15 protein-coding genes are annotated in these 13,919 nt (G+C 71.7%); 9 read left to right on the top strand and 6 right to left on the bottom strand.

The window, feature by feature from the left end; translation table 11 throughout:
* Positions 1-68: 68 nt before the first annotated feature.
* Positions 69-938 (top strand): winged helix-turn-helix domain-containing protein, encoded by an 870-nt coding sequence (locus H0H10_RS38525; protein WP_188185871.1) that lies wholly within the window; start codon positions 69-71, stop codon positions 936-938.
* Positions 939-943: 5 nt separating this feature from the next.
* On the opposite strand, the gene H0H10_RS38520 is transcribed toward H0H10_RS38525, so the two are convergent.
* Positions 944-1,834, bottom strand: a complete 891-nt coding sequence (locus tag H0H10_RS38520) for a hypothetical protein (RefSeq protein WP_188185870.1) — start codon at positions 1,832-1,834, stop codon at positions 944-946.
* Positions 1,835-1,841: 7 nt separating this feature from the next.
* On the opposite strand from H0H10_RS38520, the gene H0H10_RS40660 reads away from it, so the two are divergent.
* Complete coding sequence (locus H0H10_RS40660; RefSeq protein ID WP_262506341.1) at positions 1,842-1,967, top strand: hypothetical protein; 126 nt, start codon at positions 1,842-1,844, stop codon at positions 1,965-1,967.
* A 59-nt stretch (positions 1,968-2,026) separates the two neighbouring features.
* Here H0H10_RS40660 and H0H10_RS38515 read toward each other — a convergent pair whose 3' ends face one another.
* Positions 2,027-2,782 (bottom strand): HAD family hydrolase, encoded by a 756-nt coding sequence (locus H0H10_RS38515; RefSeq protein WP_188185869.1) that lies wholly within the window; start codon positions 2,780-2,782, stop codon positions 2,027-2,029.
* A gap of 246 nt (positions 2,783-3,028) precedes the next feature.
* Here H0H10_RS38515 and H0H10_RS38510 point away from each other — a divergent pair, with 246 nt between their 5' ends.
* The 3 genes from H0H10_RS38510 to H0H10_RS38500 are packed head-to-tail and all read left to right on the top strand — an operon-like array spanning position 3,029 to position 6,855.
* Complete coding sequence (locus tag H0H10_RS38510) at positions 3,029-4,132, top strand: aminoglycoside phosphotransferase family protein (RefSeq protein ID WP_188185868.1); 1,104 nt, start codon at positions 3,029-3,031, stop codon at positions 4,130-4,132.
* Between the two features lie 17 nt (positions 4,133-4,149).
* Positions 4,150-4,755: a TetR family transcriptional regulator gene (locus tag H0H10_RS38505; protein ID WP_188185867.1), complete on the top strand. Its 606-nt coding sequence runs from the start codon at positions 4,150-4,152 to the stop codon at positions 4,753-4,755.
* 54 nt (positions 4,756-4,809) lie between these two features.
* Positions 4,810-6,855 carry a HelD family protein gene (locus H0H10_RS38500; protein WP_188185866.1) on the top strand — a complete coding sequence of 682 codons (2,046 nt, stop codon included), beginning with the start codon at positions 4,810-4,812 and terminating at the stop codon, positions 6,853-6,855.
* A gap of 38 nt (positions 6,856-6,893) precedes the next feature.
* Here H0H10_RS38500 and H0H10_RS38495 read toward each other — a convergent pair whose 3' ends face one another.
* A complete protein-coding gene (locus H0H10_RS38495; protein WP_188185865.1) occupies positions 6,894-7,796 on the bottom strand; it encodes an NAD(P)-dependent oxidoreductase in 903 nt (300 codons plus the stop codon).
* Between the two features lie 50 nt (positions 7,797-7,846).
* Here H0H10_RS38495 and H0H10_RS38490 point away from each other — a divergent pair, with 50 nt between their 5' ends.
* The 4 genes from H0H10_RS38490 to H0H10_RS38475 all read left to right on the top strand — a co-directional run bounded on the left by H0H10_RS38490 (position 7,847) and on the right by H0H10_RS38475 (position 10,053).
* Positions 7,847-8,209 carry a winged helix-turn-helix transcriptional regulator gene (locus H0H10_RS38490; protein WP_188185864.1) on the top strand — a complete coding sequence of 121 codons (363 nt, stop codon included), beginning with the start codon at positions 7,847-7,849 and terminating at the stop codon, positions 8,207-8,209.
* 179 nt (positions 8,210-8,388) lie between these two features.
* Entirely contained in the window at positions 8,389-8,901 is a 513-nt protein-coding gene (locus H0H10_RS38485) for a helix-turn-helix domain-containing protein (protein WP_188185863.1), read from the top strand.
* Positions 8,902-8,980: 79 nt separating this feature from the next.
* Complete coding sequence (locus tag H0H10_RS38480) at positions 8,981-9,610, top strand: hypothetical protein (protein ID WP_188185862.1); 630 nt, start codon at positions 8,981-8,983, stop codon at positions 9,608-9,610.
* 107 nt (positions 9,611-9,717) lie between these two features.
* Complete coding sequence (locus tag H0H10_RS38475; RefSeq protein WP_188185926.1) at positions 9,718-10,053, top strand: DUF2516 family protein; 336 nt, start codon at positions 9,718-9,720, stop codon at positions 10,051-10,053.
* A 30-nt stretch (positions 10,054-10,083) separates the two neighbouring features.
* Here H0H10_RS38475 and H0H10_RS38470 read toward each other — a convergent pair whose 3' ends face one another.
* The 3 genes from H0H10_RS38470 to H0H10_RS38460 form a co-directional block, all read right to left on the bottom strand.
* Positions 10,084-11,499: a PP2C family protein-serine/threonine phosphatase gene (locus H0H10_RS38470; RefSeq protein WP_188185861.1), complete on the bottom strand. Its 1,416-nt coding sequence runs from the start codon at positions 11,497-11,499 to the stop codon at positions 10,084-10,086.
* 288 nt (positions 11,500-11,787) lie between these two features.
* Positions 11,788-12,870, bottom strand: coding sequence for a C40 family peptidase (locus tag H0H10_RS38465; protein ID WP_188185860.1), 1,083 nt, complete (start codon positions 12,868-12,870; stop codon positions 11,788-11,790).
* A 203-nt stretch (positions 12,871-13,073) separates the two neighbouring features.
* The gene (locus tag H0H10_RS38460) at positions 13,074-13,883 is read right to left on the bottom strand and encodes a class I SAM-dependent methyltransferase (protein ID WP_188185859.1); all 810 of its coding nucleotides are present in this window, start codon (positions 13,881-13,883) and stop codon (positions 13,074-13,076) included.
* Positions 13,884-13,919: the final 36 nt, after the last annotated feature.

Raw genomic sequence — 13,919 nt, 5'->3', positions numbered from 1 at the left:
AAGGAAGGGCGGGCACGTGCCCGTCCCCAGGCCGTTTACCGGCAGATCGCCAGCGGTACGTTCGAGGCGTGACTGCCAAGGGGAGCGGGGGCGGCGGGGAGTTCCGGCGAGTCGCCGAGGCTCTGCGGTTGAGACTGGCCGACGGGACGTATCCGCTGGGCGCCTTCCTGCCCTCGCAGCAAGAGCTCGCGCAGGAGTTCGGCGCCTCCCGGGAAACTCTCCAGCACGTGATCCGGGAACTGGGCAACGAGGGCTGGATCGACAACCGGCGGGGCAGCCGGGCCCGGGTGGTCAAGTGCGGGCGCGTCCAGTCCTCGACGCCCAAGGCCACCAGGTCGCGTCGTCCCCTGACGCTGGGCCCCCTGATCAGCGAGGCGTTCGAGCAGCCCGAGATCACACTGGACGTGTACACACTGACCTCCGAATCGCTGGACGCGCACATCCGGCTGCAGGCGGAGCGCATCCGGACGGGCTCCATCGCTCCGCGGCGCATCGCTCTGCGGATGCTCCTGCCGTCCGAGTCGCTGCCCCTGCCCTATCCGCGGGCCAAGCACGACAGGGACAACGGGCGATTGCGGCACCGCCTGCGGCACATCACGCGACGGCACTCGGAGTCCCTGTGCGAGGCGCTGCGCGAGCTGGAGAGGGAGCAGCTGGTGCCGTCGGTGGAACTGAAGATCCGCCACGCCCCCTTGACCCCGGCCTTCAAGCTCTACGTGATCAACGGGGTGGAAGCGCTGCACGGCCCGTACGAGGTGATCGAACGGACCATCGTTCTGGACGGCGGGGAGACCATCGACGCGTACGACGTGCTCGGCCTGGGAGCGAGGTTGACGCACCACGTGAAGGACGCCGATCCCAACTCGCCGGGTTCGGCCTTCGTCGAGAGCATGCAGGCCTGGTTCGACTCTGTCTGGGACCTCTTGGCCGAGGAGTGACGCGGTCAGCCGGCCGGTCGCTCTTCCGGTGGCACCCAGCGGGGATCGTCCAGGACGGGCCTTTCGGGTTTCACGTACTCCAGGGTGTCCCAGAGGTTCCGGTGCCACTCCATGTGATGTTCGGCGATCTCCTGCGTCGAGCGAGAGACGGTTCTCCGGTCCCATCCGATGATGCGCGCGTTTCCGTATCTGGCGCCGTAGCCTTCGGTGTCGAGGATCTGGATGGAATGCCCCCGCCAGTCGATCGTCCTGCTTCGTATTCCGTACGGTGCGGAGAAGACTTTCTCCTGGTTGAATATGTAGAGTTTCCTCTCGGGTACGTGCGGTGATTCTCGCACTTCGCACGATATGGCGATGTGCGGATTTCTTTCATGCACCCGGTCCAGGAGTTCTTTGAGTTCGTTCCAGTTGCGTCTGGTGAATTCTTCGCGCATGCGTTCGCGGTTCTCCGGCGAATCCCCGAAGTAGTGGGTCCGTGCGGGGAGACCGGCGGCGTCGGGTGCGGGCTCGAGCTTTCCCGGGAGGCTGAGGGGCAGGTTGAGGTGGGCGACGACAAGGCGAAGCGTCAGCTCCTGGGTGCCCGTCTTCTGATCACCCAGTCTCGTGAGGGAGGGTCTGAGCAGGCCGAGTAGCGTCTGCATGCTGAAACCCGAGAAATCCACTCGAACGTTCCGGGCCTCGAATGCCTCCGCGGCCGGCGGGCCGAGTTCTTCCAGATCGGCGAGAACGTAGACGCCCGATACTTCCCGCGGCTCGGATTCGCTCACGGCGTCGAAGAGGACGAGCGCCACGAGTGCCGCGAAGGAGCCGCCTATGAAGCCTTGTCCCTTGAGTACGTCTCCCAGCGGCTCGATGATCTCGGCAGCCACTCCGAGCACCACGACCAGGGCCAGCAATCCTTTGATGATGCGCGGTTTCCACGTGCTCAGCGAACGGCGCACGAGCTGGAGTCTGGACGGGCTGTCGTCGCCGGGCCTGCTGGAAGACACCCTCTACCCCCTGTGTGCCGCCGAGCCGTGGCGGCGGTGATGCCTGTGGATCTCCGAGGCGCACCATGATGCCGCGCTCAACACCACCGCAACAGGTGGTCAGTTGGGGTCGGCCGGTGACTCGGGGGCATGGGACTTGGCGGCATTGACCAGTGGCGCGAGCGACGACACGACGCGGTCTGCGCCGCGGCGCATCATCTCCGCCGCACGCTCCGGTGACCGGGTGCAACCGATGAACCGCGTCCCGGCCGCGCGGGCGGCCGACAGGTCCGTGAGCTGATCCCCGATCAGAACGCACTCGTCAGGGGCCAGGGCGAGGTGTTCGACGGCACGGTTGACGGATTCGGGGGAGGGCTTCATGTGGCGCAGTTCCTTCGGGTCGCGCCCCATGACCGCCTCGAATTTCGACTGCAGGTCGAAGGACTTCAGGAACTCGCAGACCGGACCGTCGGCGTTGTTGCTGACGATCACGAGCCGCATGCCCAGGCCGAGCAGCGCCTCCACGAGGGCGCCGAGGTGTGGCGTCGGGCTCGCCGTTCTCACGATCTCGTATTCGTGCCGGGTCACGATGGCTTCTGCCAGGTCGAGCGCTGCACGGTCCCGGGGAGGCGAGGCAGGGCGGTCGAGCATGTCCCGCACCCGCAGCAGGACGCCGTGTGAGTCGTCGCAGTCTTCGACGTCCGGGTCGAGGGCGCCCCAGTGCCGTCGGACCGCCTCCTTGATTTCGTCGGCGACGGGCGCGGTCGAAACTCCTCGGAACAGATCGGTGACCGGGCCGTCGAAGTCGAAGAGCACGGCTCGTGCGGTGCCGAGTAGTCGTGACAGTGCTTCCTCTTCGCCGAGCACGTCGCCCATCTCCGTCCCTCCGGTCGCCCGCCTCAGTGTGTACCAGGGTGGGCGCCACTGCCAGGAACGCAGGTCAAAGACGTTCCGATCCGGGCGTATGCGGCCATGCCGTCGCACAAGTGCCCGCCCGTTCGCCGCGCGGTGGGACGGCACGGCGAGGCTTGAAGGGCTCCTGGCGTAGGGCCCGCAGGAACAGGAGTAGCGTGCTTCCACTTCTGTACCCTTCGCAAGGGTCCAAGGCGAGAGAAACGGTAAATGTCGCCCGAATCGGGTTCCATCGCTCGGCTTCGTGCTGTCGAGGTGAGCGGTGACGAAAGCGTGGTCGAGGGCCCCCTGCGTGGATATCACCACGAGACTTACGTGGTTCCGCTGCCTGGCGCGACGGGAGCCGCGCGAGCGGCCCGATGGAAGTGCCGGGAGCCGCGCAGCAACTTGCTGTGGTTCGACCGGCGGTGCTTCACATCGGAGGAGCAACTGCTGCGGGTCCTGCAGGGCCGGATCGCTCGCATTCCGGACGTCTTCGAGATCGACGGGCTCGCACTGCAGCGCTTTGTCGAGGGGCGCACCCTGGGATCGCTCTACGGGGCCGGTCAGGCGGTGCCCCATGATGTCGTGCGGCAGATCGTGGAGCTCTTCGGCGAGCTGGCCGCGGTGACCTCGGAGACTCTCCCGGTGGAAAGGCGTTGCCATCCCGAGGACCGCCCGGCGGACGGTGACACCGCCGGCTTCATGGAACGGCTCATCTGCTTCACCGAGCAACGCGTCTATGAGAAGAACTTGCCGGAATTCGAGGCCCTCTTCGCAGCCATCGGGCTGGACGGCGACTCGTTCAGGCGGCTGCGGAAGCATGTGTCCGGGCTCCGTGAGCGTCCGTTCTGCCTTCTGCACGCCGACCTGCACCGTGAGAACTTCATCATCGACGCGGACCGCCGCTTGTGGACCATCGACTGGGAGCTGGCGATGGTGGGTGACCCGCTCTACGAGCTGGCCACCCACCTGCACCTGATGCGCTACCCGTCGTGGCAGCGGCATCGGGTGGTGGAGCAGTGGCGACGCACCGTCGAGACCGTGCGGCCGGGCAGTTCGAACGGCTGGCGGCACGACCTGAGACTGCTCATCGATTACAAGAGAGCCCAGTCGGTCTTCACCGATGTCATCCGGGAAGCCCTCTCGCTGGGACATGGGGCGTACGCGTCAGGGCCCCGGCTCGCTCACGTGGCAGCCAGGCTGTACAAGATCCTGGCCGATGCGGCTCTGCCCCTGGGGCTGGAGTCGGTGCCGGCGCCGTCCAGCATCGGCACGGCACTCGTGCGGTGGCAGCGGGCGCACGCGGGCGACGTCCGGATCGGTGAACCGTGACTGCGTAGGCTCGCGGCATGAGTGAGATGGGGCTGCGGGAGCGCAAGCGGCGGCGGATGTTCCAGGTGGTGTCGGACATCGCCATCGGGCTCTTCGTGGAGAAGGGGTTCGACGCGGTGTCCGTCGCGGAGGTGGCCGCCGCGGCCGAGATCTCCAAGCCGACCCTCTTCCGGTACTTCCCGGCGAAGGAGGACCTCGTCCTGCACCGGATCGCCGACCACGAGGGTGAGGCTGCGCGGGTGGTGGGGGAGGGGGCCGCGCCGCTCGTCGCGCTGCGGCGGCACTTCCTGGAGGGGCTGGAGCGGTCGGACCCCGTGACCGGGCTCAACGACCACCCCGACGTGCTCGCGTTCCACCGGCTGCTCTACGGCACTCCCTCCCTCGTCGCCCGGCTGCACACGCATCTGGAGCGGTCGGAGGCCGCGCTCGCCGAGGCGCTCGGCGGGGATCTGAACGCCCGGCTGGCCGCCGGGCAGATCATCGCCGTGCAGCGGATCCTCGCGCAGGAGAACTGGCGGCGGATCGCGGCCGGGGAGCGGGCGGCGGACGTTCGTGAGGACGCCGTGGCCGCGGCGGAGCGGGCGTTCGCGCTGCTGGCGGCGGGGCTGCCGCACCTCGCCTAGCTGCGAGTCGGTAAAAAATTTAACTCGGTAACGTATTCGGGTACGCTCGGTGGAATGACGTCACCGGACCCCGCCCTCCGCCACGCCCTCGCCCTGGAACGCGCCCACCACGAGCACTGCCGCGCCGCCCTCGCCACCATGGCCGACGGCGCCCGGGAACAGGTCGTCACCAGCGAGGACGTCTCCGCTTCCGGCGCCGACGCCGAAGTCCTCGGGTACCGGCTGCGCAGCCGGGCCAAGGCGCTGCGCGAACTGCCCGAGGGGCCGCTGTTCTTCGGGCGGCTGGACTTCGCGGCCGGCGACGGCGGCGGGGAGCACGCCGGGCAGCACTACCACGTCGGGCGGCTGCGGATCACCGAGGACCCCGCCGCCCCGCCCCTCGTCGTCGACTGGCGCGCCCCCGTCTCCCGGGCCTTCTACCAGGCCACCGCCCGCGAACCGCAGGGCGTCGCCGTCCGCCGCCGCTTCGGCTGGGCGCCCGGCAGCCGCGGCGACTCGGCCGACCTCACCGGACTGGAGGACGAACACCTCGGCAGGGGAGAGTCCCGGACGAGCGACATCGTCGCCCGCGAGATCGAACGGCCGCGCGTCGGGCCCATGCGGGACATCGCCGCCACCATCCAGCCCGAGCAGGACGACCTCGTACGCGGCGACCTCGCCGCCTCGGTCTGCGTCCAGGGAGCCCCCGGCACCGGCAAGACGGCCGTCGGCCTGCACCGGGCGGCGTACCTGCTGTACACCCACCCGCAGCGCATCCGGCGCGGCGGTCTGCTGATCCTCGGTCCCAACCGCACCTTCCTCTCCTACATCGCCGAGGTGCTGCCCGCCCTCGGCGAGACCGGCGTACGGCAGTCGACGCTTTCCGAGGAGATCGCCCGGCACCCGGTCACCGCCACCGACGACGAGAAGTCCGCCGCCGTCAAGCACGACGCCAGGATGGCCGAGGTGCTGCGCCGGGCGCTGTACGCTCGCGTGGCCGCCGGGGCCGCCGAGCCCCTGTCCGTGCCGGACGGCGCCTACCGTTGGCGGGTCCCGGACGACGTGCTCGCGCGGATCGTCGCCGGAGTGCGGGACGAGGAACCGCCCTACGGCGTGGGGCGGGAGCGGGTGCGCTCACGGATCGTGCGGTACGTCCAGGACCGGGCCGAGCGGCGCAGCGGGCCGCGGCCCAGCGCCTGGGTGCGCAGGATCGAGCGCGCCCGGCCGATCGGCGCCTGCCTCGACGCCGTATGGCCCCGGGTGCGGCCGGAGGAGGTCGTCGCCGGGCTGCTGAGCGACCCCGGCACGCTGGCGGAGGCGGCGGACGGACTGCTCGACGCCGACGAGCAGAAGGCGGTGCTGTGGGCGGCCGGCCCGCCGCGGTCGTGGAAGTCGGCGCGCTGGTCGGCCGCCGACCTGGTCCTCCTCGACGAGGTCGCCGGGCTCCTCGAACATCCCGGGGGATACGGCCACGTCGTCGTCGACGAGGCCCAGGACCTCTCCCCGATGGAGTGCCGGGCCATCGCCCGCCGGGCCGCCTTCGGCTCGCTGACCGTCCTCGGCGACCTGGCCCAGGGAACCACCCCGTGGGCGGCGCGGTCCTGGGAGCCGGTCCTGGCCCACCTCGGCGTGCCGGACGCGCCGGTGGTGCCGCTGACCACCGGCTTCCGGGTGCCGGGGGCGGTCGTCGCCCTCGCCAACCGGCTCCTGGAGCGGCTCGACGTCGACGTACCGGCCGCCCGTTCGCTGCGCGGCGACGGGGAGGTGAGGATGCGCCGGACGGCGCCGGGCGAGGTGCCGGACGCCGTCGCCGACGCCGTGCGGGACGCGCTCGCCCGGGAGGGCTCGGTCGGGGTCGTCGCCGCCGACGCGGACGTGCCCGGGGTGCGTGCCGCCCTCGACGCCGCCGGGATCGCGGCCGCGGGCCCGGACGAACCGGGCGCGCGGGTGACCGTGGTCCCGGCGGGCGTCGTCAAGGGCCTGGAGTACGACCACGTCGTCGCCGTCGAACCGGCGGCCGTCGCCGAGGCCGAGGAACGCGGGCTGCACCGGCTGTACGTGGTGCTGACCCGGGCGGTGTCCCGGCTGGACGTGGTGCACGCGCGGCCGCTGCCGTTCTGACGCCCGTCACGCGCGGCGGCGCCCGTCTCCGACGCCCGTCACGCGCCTCGGTGCCCGTCCAGTACCTCGGCGACCCGGGTGAATCCGTCCGACCCGTGCCCGAGCGCGATGACCCGCCGGGCCTGCCCCTCGATCACGCGCATCACGCTCGCGTCGATGCCGTGGGCCTCGGAGGCGTGCACGATGTGGGCCATGGTCGAGGCCGCCGAGGTGATCGGGTTGAGCTCGCCCGAGTACGTACCGGCGTCCGTGTCGGCCGCGAACTCCGTGAACAGCGGCGGGAGGATCGCGGCGATGCCCTGGGCGAACGGGGCGAGTTCACCGGCGGTGACGCCCTCCGCCCGGGCCACGGCGAGGGCGTGCGCGTACCCCGCCATCGCCGTCCAGAAGATGTCGAGCAGCGCGATGTCGTACGCCGCGGCCCGGCCGGCGTCCTCCCCGAGGTGGGTGTGGGTGCCGCCGAGCGCGTCCAGTGCGGGCCGGTGCTCCCGGTACAGCTCCTCGGGCCCGCTGTACAGGAACACCGCGTCGTCCGTGCCGATGGTCGGCGTCGGGGTCATGATCGCGCCGTCCAGGTAGCGGATGCCGTGCCGGGCGGCCCACTCGGCCGTGTCCCGGGCGCGCCCGGGGGTGTCGGCGCTCAGGTTCACGACCGTACGGCCCTTGAGGGCGGTGGCGACGGCGTCCCGGCGCAGTACGGCGTCCGAGGCGTCGTAGTTCACCACGCAGACGACGGTCAGCGGGGCGGCGGCGACCGCCTCCTCGGCCGAGGCGGCCGCGATCGCGCCCCGGGCGACCAGCTCGGCGTCCCGGCCGGGGGTGCGGTTCCAGACGGTGGTGCGCAGCCCGGCGGCCAGGAACGCGCCGGCCAGCGCCCGGCCCATCGGGCCCAGGCCGAGGACGGTGACGGTGGCGGCAGACCGGTCGGTGTGCACAGACATGGTTCAACTCCCGTAACATAACTGGCAATTGCTGATGAAGGGGGCACGGCGTGACGCATCGACGCCACGACCGGAACGTCTGCGGGGTGACCGCGGCCGTCGCCGTGATCGAGGGCAAGTGGAAGACGACGCTGCTGTGGCTGCTGGAGTCCGGCCCGCACCGGCCGGCCGAGCTGCGCCGCCGCGTGCCCGGTCTCACCGAGAAGGTGCTGACTCAGGCGCTGCGCGAGATGGAGGCGGACGGACTGGTGGACCGGCGGGTGTACGACGTGCTTCCGCCGAAGACCGAGTACTCCCTGACCGCCTTCGGCCGTGACCTCGCCGAGGCCCTCTCCCCCCTCTCCGACTGGGGCCACCGCCGCCTGGAAAGGCTGGCGGGAGCCGAGTCCGCCGAGATCCGCGCGGCCTCCTGATCCGTACCCGCCATCAGCTTCGGCCGCCGGCCGCGCGCTGCCAAGTACGCACAAAAAAGTGGGTGTACGAAGGAGCGGCAGGGGCAGGCGCGCACGCGTCGAGGCGCGGATCGACGCCGTGCTCGAACTATTGCAAGCATGTGCTTGCAATAGTTAGCAGCGTGGTGCATCGTGGAGTCATGGCATCGCTCAACGTCGGCAATCTCGGTGAGTACCTGCGCGAGCAGCGGCGGAACGCACAGCTGTCGCTGCGGCAGCTCGCCGATGCCGCGGGGGTGTCCAATCCGTATCTGAGCCAGATCGAGCGCGGGCTGCGCAAGCCGAGCGCGGAGGTGCTGCAGCAGGTCGCCAAGGCGCTGCGGATCTCCGCCGAGACGCTGTACGTGCGGGCCGGGATCCTCGACGCGGAGCGGGACCGGGACGAGGTGGAGACGCGTGCGGTCGTCCTCGCCGATCCCACGCTGACCGAGCGGCAGAAGCAGGTGCTGCTCCAGATCTACGACTCGTTCCGCAGGGAGAACGGGTTCGGGCCCCACCCGGACGGTGCGGCCCACGCCCCCGGCGACGCACAGGAGGCCCCCCGGGGCGACGACGCCCGGGACGACGCCCCCGACGGCGGCACCTCCATACGCGCCCGCCGCCCCCGTACGACCGGCGGCGATGCCGCCGGCCCGCAGCAGACGGCCGGGTGAGAAGGAGCGAGCACCCGGCCGGCCGTGCGCGGGAATCCCACAAGACCCTCAGCAAGAAGTGATCCGGGAGGACCACACCATGGCCATCACCGACGACCTGCGCAAGACCCTCAGCGACCCCACCCCGCTCTACTTCGCCGCGGGCACCGCCGACCTGGCCTTCCAGCAGGCGCGGAAGGTCCCCGCGCTCGTGGAGCAGCTGCGCGCCGAGGCCCCGGCCCGTATCGAGGCCGTCCGCAACACCGACCCGAAGGCCGTCCAGGAGAAGGCGACGGCCCGCGTCAGGGAGACGCAGGGCACCCTCCAGACCAAGGTCAACGAGCTCCTCGGCTCCCTCGACGCCGACTTCCGCAAGCTCGGCGAGACCGCCCAGGACCTCGCGCTGCGCGGGGTCGGCGTCGCGGCCGAGTACGCCGTCAAGGCCCGGGAGACCTACGAGAAGGTCGCCGAGCACGGCGAGCAGGCCGTGCGCACCTGGCGCGGCCAGGCCGCCGAGGGCATCGAGGACCTCGCCGAGGACGTGGAGGAGCTGGCCGTGGCCGTGGAGCCCAAGGCCGAGCCGGTCAAGGTCGCGGAGGACAAGCCCGCCGCGGCCAAGCCGGGATCCACCACGGACAAGACGGCCCCGGCCGCCAGGAAGGCCCCGGCGAAGAAGACGACGACCACCACGGCCCCCACCGCCAAGAAGACGACGCCGCCCGTGAAGTAACGGGCGCGGAGCACCCGCGGGCCGGGCACCCTTGGGGTGTCCGGCCCGTTCTACGGGTACGGTGACCGCATAGGGACGACCCGAGTCTGGTGGTGGACGTTGTGCTGATGCAGGGGTTCGCAGGCTTCATGTGGCTGCTGAGCATCGCCCTGATCCTTTTCAGCGGCTTCGCGTTGATCGACGCCGCCACGCGCCGCGAGGACGCCTATCGCGCGGCCGACAAGAAGACCAAACCGTTCTGGCTGATCATCCTCGGCCTGGCCTTCGTGGTGAACCTGATCTTCAACATCCTGTCGTTCCTGCCGATCCTCGGTCTCATTGCGACGATCGTGTACATGGTCGACGTACGGCCCGCGCTGCGCGGTCTGCCCGGCGGCGGGCGCAACACCCGCCGCGGCTCCAGCAGCGACGGCCCGTACGGACCCTGGAACGGCGGGCGCTGAACCCACGCGCCCGGCCGGCCCCGCCTCCGGTCAGGGCACGCGGTCCAGCAGCAGGACCGCCACGTCGTCCGCCAGCTCGCCCCCGTTGAGGGCGCGGACCTCGTTCACCGCGGCCTGGAGCAGTTCCTCGCCGCGCAGGCCCTCGGCGAACTGGCGGCGGACCATCTCCACCATGCCGTCCTGGCCGAGCCGCTCCCGGCCTTCGCCGACATGGCCCTCGATCAGGCCGTCGGTGTAGAGCATCAGGCTCCACTCGGCGCCCAGCTGCACCTGCATCCGCGGCCAGCGGGCGCCCGGCAGCAGCCCGAGGGCCGGGCCGTTGTTGTCGTACGGCAGCAGCCGTGCGGGCAGGCCGGGGCCTGCGACCAGGGGCGCAGGGTGTCCGGCCAGGCACAGGCCGGCCCTGCGGCCGTCCGGTGCGATGTCCACGGTGCACAGGGTCGCGAAGATCTCCTCGTCCGAGCGCTCGTGCTCCAGCACCTGCTGCAGCGTGCCGAGCAGCTCGTCGCCGCACAGCCCCGCCAGCGTCAGCGCCCGCCACGCGATGCGCAGCTCCACGCCGAGCGCGGCCTCGTCCGGGCCGTGGCCGCAGACGTCGCCGATCATGGCGTGCACGGTGCCGTCCGGGGTGCGGACGACGTCGTAGAAGTCGCCGCCCAGCAGCGCGCGCGAGCGGCCCGGGCGGTAGCGGGCGGCGAAGCGCAGGGGCGAGCCGTCCAGCAGGGGCGTCGGCAGCAGGCCGCGCTCCAGACGGGCGTTCTCCTGCGCGCGCAGCCTGCCCTCGGCCAGGCGCCGCTCGGCCGAGTCCGACCGCTTCCGCTCGACGGCGTAACGGATCGCCCGGCTCAGCAGCCGGCCGTCCAGCTCGTCGCGGAAGAGGTAGTCCTGGGCGCCGACCGCCACGGCCTCCGCGCCGCGCTCGGCGTCGCTGGAGGAGGTGAGCGCCAGCACGGCGTGCCGGGGCGCGAGCTCCAGCACGTGCTTGAGCACCGCCAGCTCGTCGTCGTCCCCGTCGCCCGCCCGGCCCGGTGCGGGCAGGGCGAGGTCCAGCAGGATGCAGTGGACGTCGTCGGTCAGCAGCCGCTCGGCCTCCGTGAGGTTGCGGGCCGTGCGGACGCGGATCGGCTTGCCGGCCTGGTCGAGCAGGTCGGGCACGATCGGCGAGCCGGCCGGATCGTCCTCGATCAGCAGCAGCGTCAGGTTCGTGTGGGCGGGGTTCTCGCGCTGTTCCGTGGTGTTCTCGCGCTTGTCCGTGGTGTTCTCGCGCTTCTCCGGGGTGGTCGTGCGCTGGTCCGTTGCGGCCGGGCGCCGGATCGTGGTGTTGTCGGCCGGGTTCTTCCCGGGCGTGGCCTGTTCCTTGGAAGGGCCGCCGCCCGGGGGCGCGGCCGGCGCCTGACCACTCTCCACGGCCGGGATCGCTCTCTGCCGCGGTACGGGTACGGGCATCTTCTTGGGTTCCTTCCCTCCCCCCGAGGGCACGGCGGGGCGAGGGACCTCGACCCACCGACGGGGACCATAGCGGGTGACCGCGCCGCTGCGGAATGGTCCAGAACACGCCGGGCGGCCATCGGCCGCTGTCATATGCCGCGTTCCCTACCGCAGTTGGACACGTCGCCGCGGGCCCGGGGATGACGAACGTCACGCGGCCCGCGCGCCCGGCGTGGAATGGCTCACGTGGGCCACGTCACGCCCCCGGGGCGGGGCGCGTGGCCCCCGTCACCCCGCCGGCGCGTCTCACGCGTCGGGCCGCACTACCCCGAGGATCGGCATCGAACCCGCTCCCGCGATCGTCACCGACCGCCCCGGTCGCGGGGCGTGCACGACCTTGCCGTCGCCGACGTACATGCCGACATGGCTGGCGTCGTCGAAGTAGATGACCAGGTCGCCGGGGCGCATGTCCTTGACGTCGACGTGCCTGAGCTGCTTCCACTGCGCCTGCGAGGTGCGCGGCAGGGCCCGCCCGGCCGACGCCCAGGCCTGCGAGGTCAGTCCGGAGCAGTCGAACGCCTTCGGGCCCTCGGCGCCCCACTGGTACGGCTTGCCGATCTGCGCGGTGGCGTACTCCACCGCCTTGCGGCCCTGCTCGGTCGCGTCGCCCTTGAGATCCTTGAGGATGCCGGAACCGAGCCAGGCGGTCTGCGCCTCGGCGGCTGCCTCCCGCTCCAGGCGCTCCAGGCGCTCCTTCTCCTCCTTCTCCAGCTCGGACTCCAGCTTCTCGGCCGCCGCGATCTGCTTCTCGACCTTCTTCTGGGCGGTGGCCTTGGCCTTGCGGTTCGCCTCCAGCTTCTTCCACTGGGCGTCGGCGTCCGCGGCGTAGGTCCTCAGGTCCTGCTGGGTGCGGGTCAGCTCCCCGATCAGGCCCTTGGTCGCGCGCTGGCCCTGGAGCACCCGGCGGGTGCCGTCGAGGAACTCCCCGGGGTCGTCGCTGAGCACCAGCTTGGCCTCGTCGGGCAGTCCGCCGGTGCGGTACTGGGAGCGGGCCGCGGCGCCCGCGCGCTCCTGCAGCCTGTCCAGCTTCTCCTGGCCCTTGACGATCTTCTTGGCCAGCTCGACGATCTCGGCGGACTGCTTCTGCGCCTTCTCCTCGGCGGCGTTGTACTCCTCGGTGGCGGCGGCCGCAGCGCGGTAGAGCTTGTCGAGTTTCTGCCGTACGGCTTCGAGGTCCTTGCCGGGGGTGGCGGCCGGGGCGGACGGGGTGGCGGCCCGTGACGGTGTGGGGTTCGGGTCCGCGAACGCCGTGCCCGGTGCCGCCAGCACGGTGACCGCGCAGACCACGGTGATGGCAGCAGTCGTCAAGCCACGCTTCCCCGTACGCATACCTCGCCCCCAAGCTGATTAACCGTCAGTAACATACGTTGCCTGGGGGATCGTGCCATGCCGGCGCGGAAAGCGACAGAGGCAGTCCTTCCCCCCTTCTGTCTCCCGGCACGGCCCTTCCCCCGCTGTGTGACGAACGCCGCACCGAGATCGTTCCCGTGCGCAGTCCGGACGCGCGACGGCTCGCGGGGCCCGGTCGCGCCTCAGCCGCGCGGTGCCAACGCCGCCCAGTGCACCGTCACTTCGCCCTGCCGCCACCGCGCCGGTCCGTCCGTCACCGGCCAGTCGGCCGTCAGGTCCCGTACCGCCCGCATCCAGCGCTGGCGGGCGCCGTAGGAGGCGTAGGGCGCGGCGGCGGCCCAGGCGCGGTCGAAGTCGCGCAGGAAGGCGTGCACCGGCTCGCCGGGGACGTTGCGGTGGATGAGCGCCTTCGGCAGCCGTTCCGCCAGGTCCGAGGGCTGCCCGAGCGAACCCAGCCGGGCCGCGAGGGTGACCGTGCGGGGCCCCTCCGGTCCGAGCGCCACCCACACGTGCCGACGGCCGATCTCGTCGCACGTGCCCTCGACCAGCAGTCCGCCGCGCGAATGCGCCGTCGCCGGCGCGAGCCGCGCGCACAGCCGCTCCCAGACGGCGGCGACCTCGGTCTCGTCGTACTGGCGCAGCACGTTCGCCGCGCGGATCAGCGAAGGCCGCTGGGGGAGGGGTATCTCGAAGCCGCCGTGCCGGAAGACGAGCCCTTCGCGCGCGTACGGCTCGGCCGCCGCGACCCGGGCCGGATCGATCTCGACGCCCACCACGCGCGTGCGGGGCGCGGCGTCGCGCAGCCGGTGCAGCAGCTCCACGGCCGTCCAGGGAGCGGCCCCGTAGCCGAGGTCGACGGCGACGGGATCGGCGGCGCGCCGCAGCTCGGCGCCGTGCGTGGCCGCGATCCAGCGGTCCATGCGGCGCAGCCTGTTCGGATTGGTCGTCCCGCGCGTGACCGTTCCCACGGGGCGGGTGGCGCGGGCTGGCATACGTACGAGGGTATGCGGCCCGCGCACCTGCCCCGT

Source organism: Streptomyces griseicoloratus (genome assembly GCF_014534645.1).
Taxonomy (GTDB): Bacteria; Actinomycetota; Actinomycetes; order Streptomycetales; family Streptomycetaceae; genus Streptomyces; species Streptomyces griseicoloratus.
The sequence above is the reverse complement of the archived record's forward strand: the minus strand, read 5'-3'. Positions and strand labels throughout refer to the sequence as shown.

Coding starts and splice junctions, on each gene's coding strand:
- H0H10_RS40660 (WP_262506341.1), top strand. CDS start 1,842: ATGATGCGCGGTTTCCACGTGCTCAGCGAACGGCGCACGAGCTGGAGT.
- H0H10_RS38465 (WP_188185860.1), bottom strand. CDS start 12,870: ATGCGTACGGGGAAGCGTGGCTTGACGACTGCTGCCATCACCGTGGTC.
- H0H10_RS38485 (WP_188185863.1), top strand. CDS start 8,389: ATGGCATCGCTCAACGTCGGCAATCTCGGTGAGTACCTGCGCGAGCAG.
- H0H10_RS38460 (WP_188185859.1), bottom strand. CDS start 13,883: ATGCCAGCCCGCGCCACCCGCCCCGTGGGAACGGTCACGCGCGGGACG.
- H0H10_RS38475 (WP_188185926.1), top strand. CDS start 9,718: ATGCAGGGGTTCGCAGGCTTCATGTGGCTGCTGAGCATCGCCCTGATC.
- H0H10_RS38495 (WP_188185865.1), bottom strand. CDS start 7,796: ATGTCTGTGCACACCGACCGGTCTGCCGCCACCGTCACCGTCCTCGGC.
- H0H10_RS38470 (WP_188185861.1), bottom strand. CDS start 11,499: ATGCCCGTACCCGTACCGCGGCAGAGAGCGATCCCGGCCGTGGAGAGT.
- H0H10_RS38505 (WP_188185867.1), top strand. CDS start 4,150: ATGAGTGAGATGGGGCTGCGGGAGCGCAAGCGGCGGCGGATGTTCCAG.
- H0H10_RS38510 (WP_188185868.1), top strand. CDS start 3,029: ATGTCGCCCGAATCGGGTTCCATCGCTCGGCTTCGTGCTGTCGAGGTG.
- H0H10_RS38500 (WP_188185866.1), top strand. CDS start 4,810: ATGACGTCACCGGACCCCGCCCTCCGCCACGCCCTCGCCCTGGAACGC.
- H0H10_RS38480 (WP_188185862.1), top strand. CDS start 8,981: ATGGCCATCACCGACGACCTGCGCAAGACCCTCAGCGACCCCACCCCG.
- H0H10_RS38515 (WP_188185869.1), bottom strand. CDS start 2,782: ATGGGCGACGTGCTCGGCGAAGAGGAAGCACTGTCACGACTACTCGGC.